This window comes from Streptomyces spiralis (genome assembly GCF_014654675.1).
GTDB classification, from domain to species: domain Bacteria; phylum Actinomycetota; class Actinomycetes; order Streptomycetales; family Streptomycetaceae; genus Streptomyces; species Streptomyces spiralis.
Genome location: NZ_BNBC01000042.1, coordinates 76,763 through 83,251, shown reverse-complemented (window position 1 = coordinate 83,251; position 6,489 = coordinate 76,763). Strand labels below are relative to the sequence as shown.

At 72.7% G+C, this 6,489-nt stretch carries 6 protein-coding genes and 2 pseudogenes; 4 read left to right on the top strand and 4 right to left on the bottom strand.

Going from position 1 to position 6,489, the window contains the following annotated elements; all coding sequences use genetic code 11:
• The coding region (locus tag IE318_RS45490; protein ID WP_308438609.1) for a carboxyl transferase domain-containing protein at positions 1–434 on the top strand (434 nt) is incomplete at its 5' end.
• A gap of 13 nt (positions 435–447) precedes the next feature.
• Positions 448–1,101, top strand: coding sequence for a ScbR family autoregulator-binding transcription factor (locus IE318_RS33385; RefSeq protein WP_051845514.1), 654 nt, complete (start codon positions 448–450; stop codon positions 1,099–1,101).
• Between the two features lie 14 nt (positions 1,102–1,115).
• On the opposite strand, the pseudogene IE318_RS45485 reads toward IE318_RS33385, so the two are convergent.
• From IE318_RS45485 to IE318_RS45480, 3 genes and pseudogenes are all read right to left on the bottom strand, one after another.
• Positions 1,116–1,757, bottom strand: a pseudogene (locus IE318_RS45485) (IS5 family transposase); the annotation flags it as partial.
• Positions 1,758–1,789: 32 nt separating this feature from the next.
• Positions 1,790–2,674, bottom strand: coding sequence for a hypothetical protein (locus tag IE318_RS33375; RefSeq protein ID WP_229903913.1), 885 nt, complete (start codon positions 2,672–2,674; stop codon positions 1,790–1,792).
• A 257-nt stretch (positions 2,675–2,931) separates the two neighbouring features.
• Positions 2,932–3,122, bottom strand: a pseudogene (locus tag IE318_RS45480) (hypothetical protein); the annotation flags it as partial.
• Positions 3,123–3,619: 497 nt separating this feature from the next.
• Between IE318_RS45480 and IE318_RS33370 the strand changes: the two are divergent.
• The gene (locus IE318_RS33370) at positions 3,620–4,447 is read left to right on the top strand and encodes an AfsR/SARP family transcriptional regulator (protein ID WP_030186178.1); all 828 of its coding nucleotides are present in this window, start codon (positions 3,620–3,622) and stop codon (positions 4,445–4,447) included.
• A gap of 848 nt (positions 4,448–5,295) precedes the next feature.
• On the top strand, positions 5,296–6,117 hold the full coding sequence (locus IE318_RS33365; protein WP_189906377.1) for an AfsR/SARP family transcriptional regulator: 822 nt from the start codon (positions 5,296–5,298) through the stop codon (positions 6,115–6,117).
• Positions 6,118–6,207: 90 nt separating this feature from the next.
• Here the strand turns inward: IE318_RS33365 and IE318_RS33360 are convergent, their stop codons facing one another.
• A complete protein-coding gene (locus IE318_RS33360; RefSeq protein ID WP_189906376.1) occupies positions 6,208–6,438 on the bottom strand; it encodes a DUF6059 family protein in 231 nt (76 codons plus the stop codon).
• Positions 6,439–6,489 lie beyond the last annotated feature (51 nt).

Below are 6,489 nucleotides of genomic sequence, written 5' to 3'. Positions count from 1 at the left end.
AGCACGGCGGGATCATCCGGCACGGCGCGAAGCTGCTGTACGCCTACTGCAACGCGACCGTGCCGCGGATCTCGCTGGTCCTGCGCAAGGCCTACGGCGGTGCGTACATCGTGATGGACTCCCGGTCGATCGGCGCCGACCTCGCCTTCGCCTGGCCGGCCAACGAGATCGCCGTGATGGGCGCCGAGGGCGCCGCGGGCGTCATCTTCCGCCGCCAGATCGCCGCCGCCGAGGACCCCGAGGCCATGCGGGCGCGGATGGTCAAGGAGTACAAGGCCGAGCTGATGCACCCCTACTACGCGGCCGAACGCGGCCTCGTGGACGACGTCATCGACCCGGCCGAGACCCGCGAGGTGCTCATCACCTCGCTCGCGATGCTCCGCACCAAACACGCCGATCTGCCCTCACGCAAGCACGGCAACCCGCCGCAGTAACGGAGCACTTCGAATGGTCAAACAGGAACGGGCGCTGCGTACCCGCGAGGCGCTGATCAACTCGGCCGCCACCGTCTTCCACCGGGACGGCTTCAGCGTGGCCTCTCTCACCGCGATCAGCTCACTGGCCGGGGTGAGCAACGGAGCGCTCCACTTCCACTTCGCCAGCAAGGCCCGCCTGGCCGAAGCGGTGGAGGACGCCGCCGCGCACCGGCTGGAGCGCATCGTCACCGCCCACGACGGCGCGGCCGGCAACGCCCTGCAGCTGCTGGTGGACGTCTCGCACGACCTCGCCCGCCGGCTCACCGAGGACGTGGTGCTGCGCGCCGGCTTCGAGCTGAGCCGCGACCAGGTCCGCGAGGGCGGCCGGGACCTGCACGGGCAGTGGCGCCGGTGGGTGGGGGCGGCACTGGAACGCGCGGCCGGCCAAGGGGTGCTGGGCGAGGTCACGCCCGGGGAGGTGGCGGCCTCCGTGGTGGCGGCGACCACCGGCTTCGAGGTGCTGGGCGCCCAGGACCCCGCATGGCTCTCGCACCGCACGATCACCCGGTTCTGGCAGCTGCTGCTGCCGAGGCTGGCCGCGCCGCCCGCCCTCGGCGGCCTCGTGGCGGCCGGCAGCCACCCGGTACAGCCCGGGCACCGGGGACAGCCGGGGCGGCCGCGCTAAAGGCGTGTCCGGGGGCGTCTGCGCAGACAGCTGCGGTTCCTGCGGGAGGAGTTCGCCTTGTCCGCGCTCATGTGTCCCGGCCGGGTGTGCGGGCGTTGCTCGCCCCCCGGGCCACGCGGATGCGTGGCGAGTACGGGAATCATCCGTGGTGCCTCGCCCCACCGGCCGGGGGTGACCAGCAGCGCGAGAGGTCTGCGACCACCTTCGCCGGCGAGGTGAATCCTGCTCGTCAGGCCGCCGGGGGACCTTCTGAGTCCCTCGGCGGGGCGATGCTGCTGGGGCGTGGCTCTTTTTCCGGAATGCGGGGTGTCTTGCTGTGGGCGCCGGCGGAGTGTCGGTGGGCACGGCAGGACGTCGGGTCGACGCCCGCCATGCTCCCCTCGATCCGGCCCTCGGCGTCGGCATCAGCCGGGACGGCCCGGGGGATCCGGTCCCAGGTGCCGTCCGCGGGCCAGCGTCTGTGCCGTTCGTGGACCGTCTTGCACCTGCCGGACCTCTCCGGCAGGTCCCGCCACGGGATCCCGGTCCGCTCACGGAAAAAGGATCTGGTGGCGGGACCTGCGGTGACGTGCCCACCGCCCACCGTGCCGTCCGCAGAGGGGCAAATGCGGCTCCAGGCGGTGCCGTTCCTCGTTCGTCAGATCACCACGGCCCACGGCCAACTACACGGCCGTGCAGGCCGGAACACTCATGATCCGCCGGACACTCCCTGGCGGCCAAGGGCCTGGCGCACGGTCAGATTGTGATACCTGCGCAGCCGGTACAGTTCCCAGCACGACAGCACCGTCACCGATACCGGAGCCCCGAGCAGGAACACGATCCGGGCAAGGACGGGAACCGTGGCGTTCTCGTTGTTGATCACGTCGAGGGCGGCCATCACCCACACCAGCAAGACGGCGAGGATCGGCGGCAGCACCTCGTGGATGTCGGCGGTGCGGAACACGTGCACGAGGCAGAGCGCGATCCCGTACAGGGCGAAGCCCAGCGACCATGCGCAGAGCGTGATGAGGACGACCATGCCGGCAGTCCCGATGACGTCACGGAAGCCGGCGGTCGCCGGGTCGGGCGCAACGGCGAGGGGGAACGTGGCCATGGACCCCATCAAGGCCGCCACCGCCCCGAAGGACTTCAGGGACCGCCGCAGGTAGAGCCCGCGCAGCGCACCGCGCGCGGCGAACGCGAACAGGGCGATCACGAACGGGAAGGCGCACACGAGGACGAGTGTGCTGATCCAGCTCTGGTCGAACTTGTCGCCCGCGACGGTCTCGACGCCCTTGGCGGTGTCGACCGGCTTGTAGGACATGACCAGCACGAGCCAGGCGGCGATGCCGAGCCCGGTCCGCCACATCTGGATCTTGCGCACCGTCAGGTCTTCGACCACGTCCGGGCGCGAGGGGCGGAAGGCCCGCTGGGCGGCGTAGAACGGGTTGTAGACGCACCTGAGGATCCGCTGTCCGCGCGTCAGCGGCGGCCGGGGCGGGCGCGGGAACGGCGGCTGCGGGCCACCGCCGTGCGGCTGCGGCGGGTAGGGGCCCCAGCCCTGCGGGTGCCCCGGGTACCCCTGCGGCGGCACGGGCGCGGGCTGCGGCGGGTAGGGCCCCGCACCGGGACCGCCCCGGTACGGGTGGTGTCCGGCCCCGGGGTAGGGCTGCCGGCCGGGACCTGGACCCGGCTGTCCACCGGGGCCGGGCCCGGGTCCGCCCGCCGGACCCCAGTGACCGTTGCCGCTCGCACTCATGCCGTGCCGCCCCCCGCTGCTCCGGTCCCTGCCATGCGCGGCGCGGCTGGAACCGCCCGCTCGACGTGCGGGGTGATCCTACCCATCGCGGGGGCCGAGCAAGTGGTCTCCGCCATGGCTTGGCAGGGGCCGCCGAAGCGGAGGAGCCGGAGCGGCTTGCCGAAGACGAACCGGTCGCCGATCGGCGGGCGGTGGCAGCCCAGTGGGCGGGCCGGAGCGTGGACCGCCGCTGGGGCAGCAGCACCGCAAATCGGGGGCCGGCACGCCCTGCCCCGCTGCCCAGCGTGCGGGACCCCGGCCGCAGGAGGCGGGGGAGGCGGGCGGCGGGCTGTGCAGCCGGTTGTGCAGCCGGGAACCGGAGCCGGGAGGTCGGCGCACAGGGCACATATGAGACCGTGCGGTCTGTTTTATTGGTGAAGTCTACCCCTTCTGACCCTCCCGGCCGTCGGCCGGCGCGGCGGCGCGGTGTGGCCCCGGGGTGCCCGCCGACCGCCCGCCGGCCTTCCGCCGTGCCCGTGCCGGAGCCCCCTGGCGGACCAACTGGGTCTGTTTCATGGCTCTTTGGCATATGCGATCCGCTGCCGGGGGGCCGGCCCTCACCAGCGGCCGGGCGACTCGTGTGGCCGAACGTACCCCCTTCCCATTGACAAACCGACTGTGCTGTTTTTTTAATCGTGTTCGAGCCAGAGCCGTCGAACGCCCTCCCGGCGTCCAAGCGGCGGCCCTCGCCGCATGGACCCGCACGCAACCGGCATTGGACCAAAAAAGGGGGAGACGGCAGTGGACATCGAAGTTCTGGGCGCGCTGTCAGCTCGTGAGCACGGCATCTCGGTCACACCGACGGCCCCGAAGCCGCGTCAGGTGCTGGCCCTGCTCGCCCTGCACGCCGACCGGGTGGTCCAGGTCTCCTCCCTGATCGAGGAGCTGTGGGACGACGAGCCGCCGCGCAGCGCCCGCACCACCCTGCAGACCTACGTCCTGCAGCTGCGCGAGCTCATCGGCGAAGCGCTGGCCAAGGCCGGTGAGGAGCACGTCACCGCCAAGGACATCCTGCTCACCCTCCCCGGCGGCTACCGCCTGGACACCCGGGGCGGCCGGGTCGACTTCCGCGAGTTCGAGCGGCAGGCCGGGGCGGGCTACCGGGCCATGGACGCCGAGGACTTCCCCGGCGCCGCGCGGCGGCTGCGGGAGGCGCTGTCGCTGTGGACCGGCTCCGCGCTCGCCGACGTGACCGCCGGCAGCCGGATCGGCCTGGAGGTCAAGCGCCTGGAGGAGGCCCGGCTGTGCGCGCTGGACCAGCGCATCGAGGCCGATCTGCGGCTCGGCCGCCACCGCGAGCTGCTGTCCGAGCTGACCGTCCTCGTCAACCGGCACCGCATGCACGAAAGTCTCCACGGCCAGTTCATGGTGGCCCTGCACCGCTCCGGCCGCCGCGGCGAGGCACTCAGCGTCTACCAGCGTCTGCGCACCACCCTGGTGCGCGAACTGGGCCTGGAGCCCTCGGCGACGCTCAGCCGGCTGCAGCGCTCCATCCTGATGGCCAGCCCGGAGACCGTCGCGGCCCGCGGCCCGGAGGTCACCGGCCCGGCCGTGGCACGGGTGGGCTGACGCGGCACGGGCAGGCCGACGTGCCACGGACGGGCTGACGCGGCCGGGCAGGCTGACGCGGCACGGGCAGGCTGACGTGCCACGGATGGGCTGACGCGGCACGGGCAGGCTGACGCGGCACGGGCAGGCTGACGTGACACGGACGGGCTGACGCGGCCGGGCAGGCTGACGCGGCACGGACGGGCTGACGTGCCACGGACGGGCTGACGCTTTTCCCGGCCGCGGGGGCCGTGCCGGCCCGTCCGGCGGCGGACCGGCGCCACCGGATTCCACGGACGCCTCCGGACGCCCCCGGGGCCACCGGATTCCACGGACGCCTCCGGATGACCCCGGACGGCTCCTGACAGCTTCCGGGCACTCTCCGGACGGCTCCGGGCGCCTCCAGGCGCCCTCCGGGCACTCTCCGGGTGTCTCGGGACGGCTTTGTCCGGCGCTCGGATTCCGGCCGGAAAAACAAAGCTGAAAATTTCTCGGGAATCGTTCCTTGGGCGGCGTGTGGGGGACGGCAAGGGGCGGCACGAGTCCCGCTCCAGCGTTTTTCCGGGACCGTCCGAGTTCACGTCATGCGGCGTTCGCGGTGCCCCGGCGGGAAAACGGCCGGGCTTCGGCGGCCGGGCGGGACCACTTCCGTGGACACAGCTGGAAGCGGCATTGCAAGAAGGCCGCTCAATGACTCCTCGACGAAATCCGAGGGCCGAGTTGCGGCGGGATACGGTGCGCCTCGGGCATACATCGCGGGGCAAGGACACCGGCCTTCCCGCGTGGCGCAATATCGGCGGACCTCGGGCACCGATTCGCACACCGGCTCGGACGCCGGGTCCAGCCGTCGAGGTACGGGGAGGGAAACCATGAAGATTCGCGTTCTGGGTCCACTGAGTGCCGACGTCAACGGGATGTCGATCGTTCCGACGGCCGGGAAGCCCCGCCAGATCCTGGCCCTGCTCGCTCTCTACCCGGGCCGGGTCATGCCCGTGCCCACGCTCATGGAGGAGATCTGGGGCACCGAACTGCCCCAGAGCGCCCTGACCACGCTGCAGACCTACATCCTGCAGCTGCGGCGCCGGCTCGGCACCGCCATGGGGCCGGGCGAGCCCGGCGCCGCGAAGGACGTGCTCGCCACCCGGCACGGGGGCTATCTGCTGCAGATACCGGCCGACGCGGTCGACGTCCACGCCTACGAGCGCCTGGTCAGCGAGGGCCAGCACGCCTTCGAGGACGGCGAGGACGAGCTGGCCGCCAGCACCTACCGCAAGGCGCTGGACCTGTGGCAGGGGCCCGCCCTGGTCGACGTACGCGTCGGCCCGGTGCTGGAGATCGAGGCGATGCGGCTGGAGGAGAGCCGGCTCGTCACCCGGGAACGCCGCATCGACGCCGACCTCAGACTCGGCCGGCACGCCGAGGTCACCGCCGAGCTGACGGAACTGATCGCCCGGCACCCCGAGCACGAGGGGCTGCACTCGCAGGCCATGGTGGCGCTGTACCGCTCGGGCCGGCAGGCCGCCGCGCTCGACGTCTACCACCGGCTGCGCCGGCGCCTGGTCGAGGAACTGGGCGTGGAGCCCTCACCGCAGCTGCAGCGGCTGCACCAGGCGATGCTCACCGTCGACCCGCAGCTGGACGTGGTGTCGGGACCGCGGCGCACCTCCACCTTCGACCTGTACGCCGCCTGACACCACCGCGGCCGATTCCCGCGGCCGGCTCCCGCGGCCGGTTCCCGCGGGCAGTTGCCGCGCCCGACGGCCCTCAAGCCCGTCGCTCCGTCAGCCCGCCGGGTCGAGTTCTCTTTGCAGGGCACGCTCCAGCGCGGTCAGGGGCAGATCGGGGCGCAGGCGTTCGGGATGGCCGGGCGGGGGCGCGTCCAGCAGGCGGGCTTCCGCCCGCGCCGCCTCGCTCGCGAAGTACATGGTGCCGGCGGCGACCAGGCCCTGCCAGACCTGGGCCGCCAGGGCGCGGGTGAACCGCCGCAGGCGCCGGGCGCCGGGAAACGCCATCAGGACTCCTTCGACCGACCGCACAACGTCATCCCACCCCGTCAGGCTCGG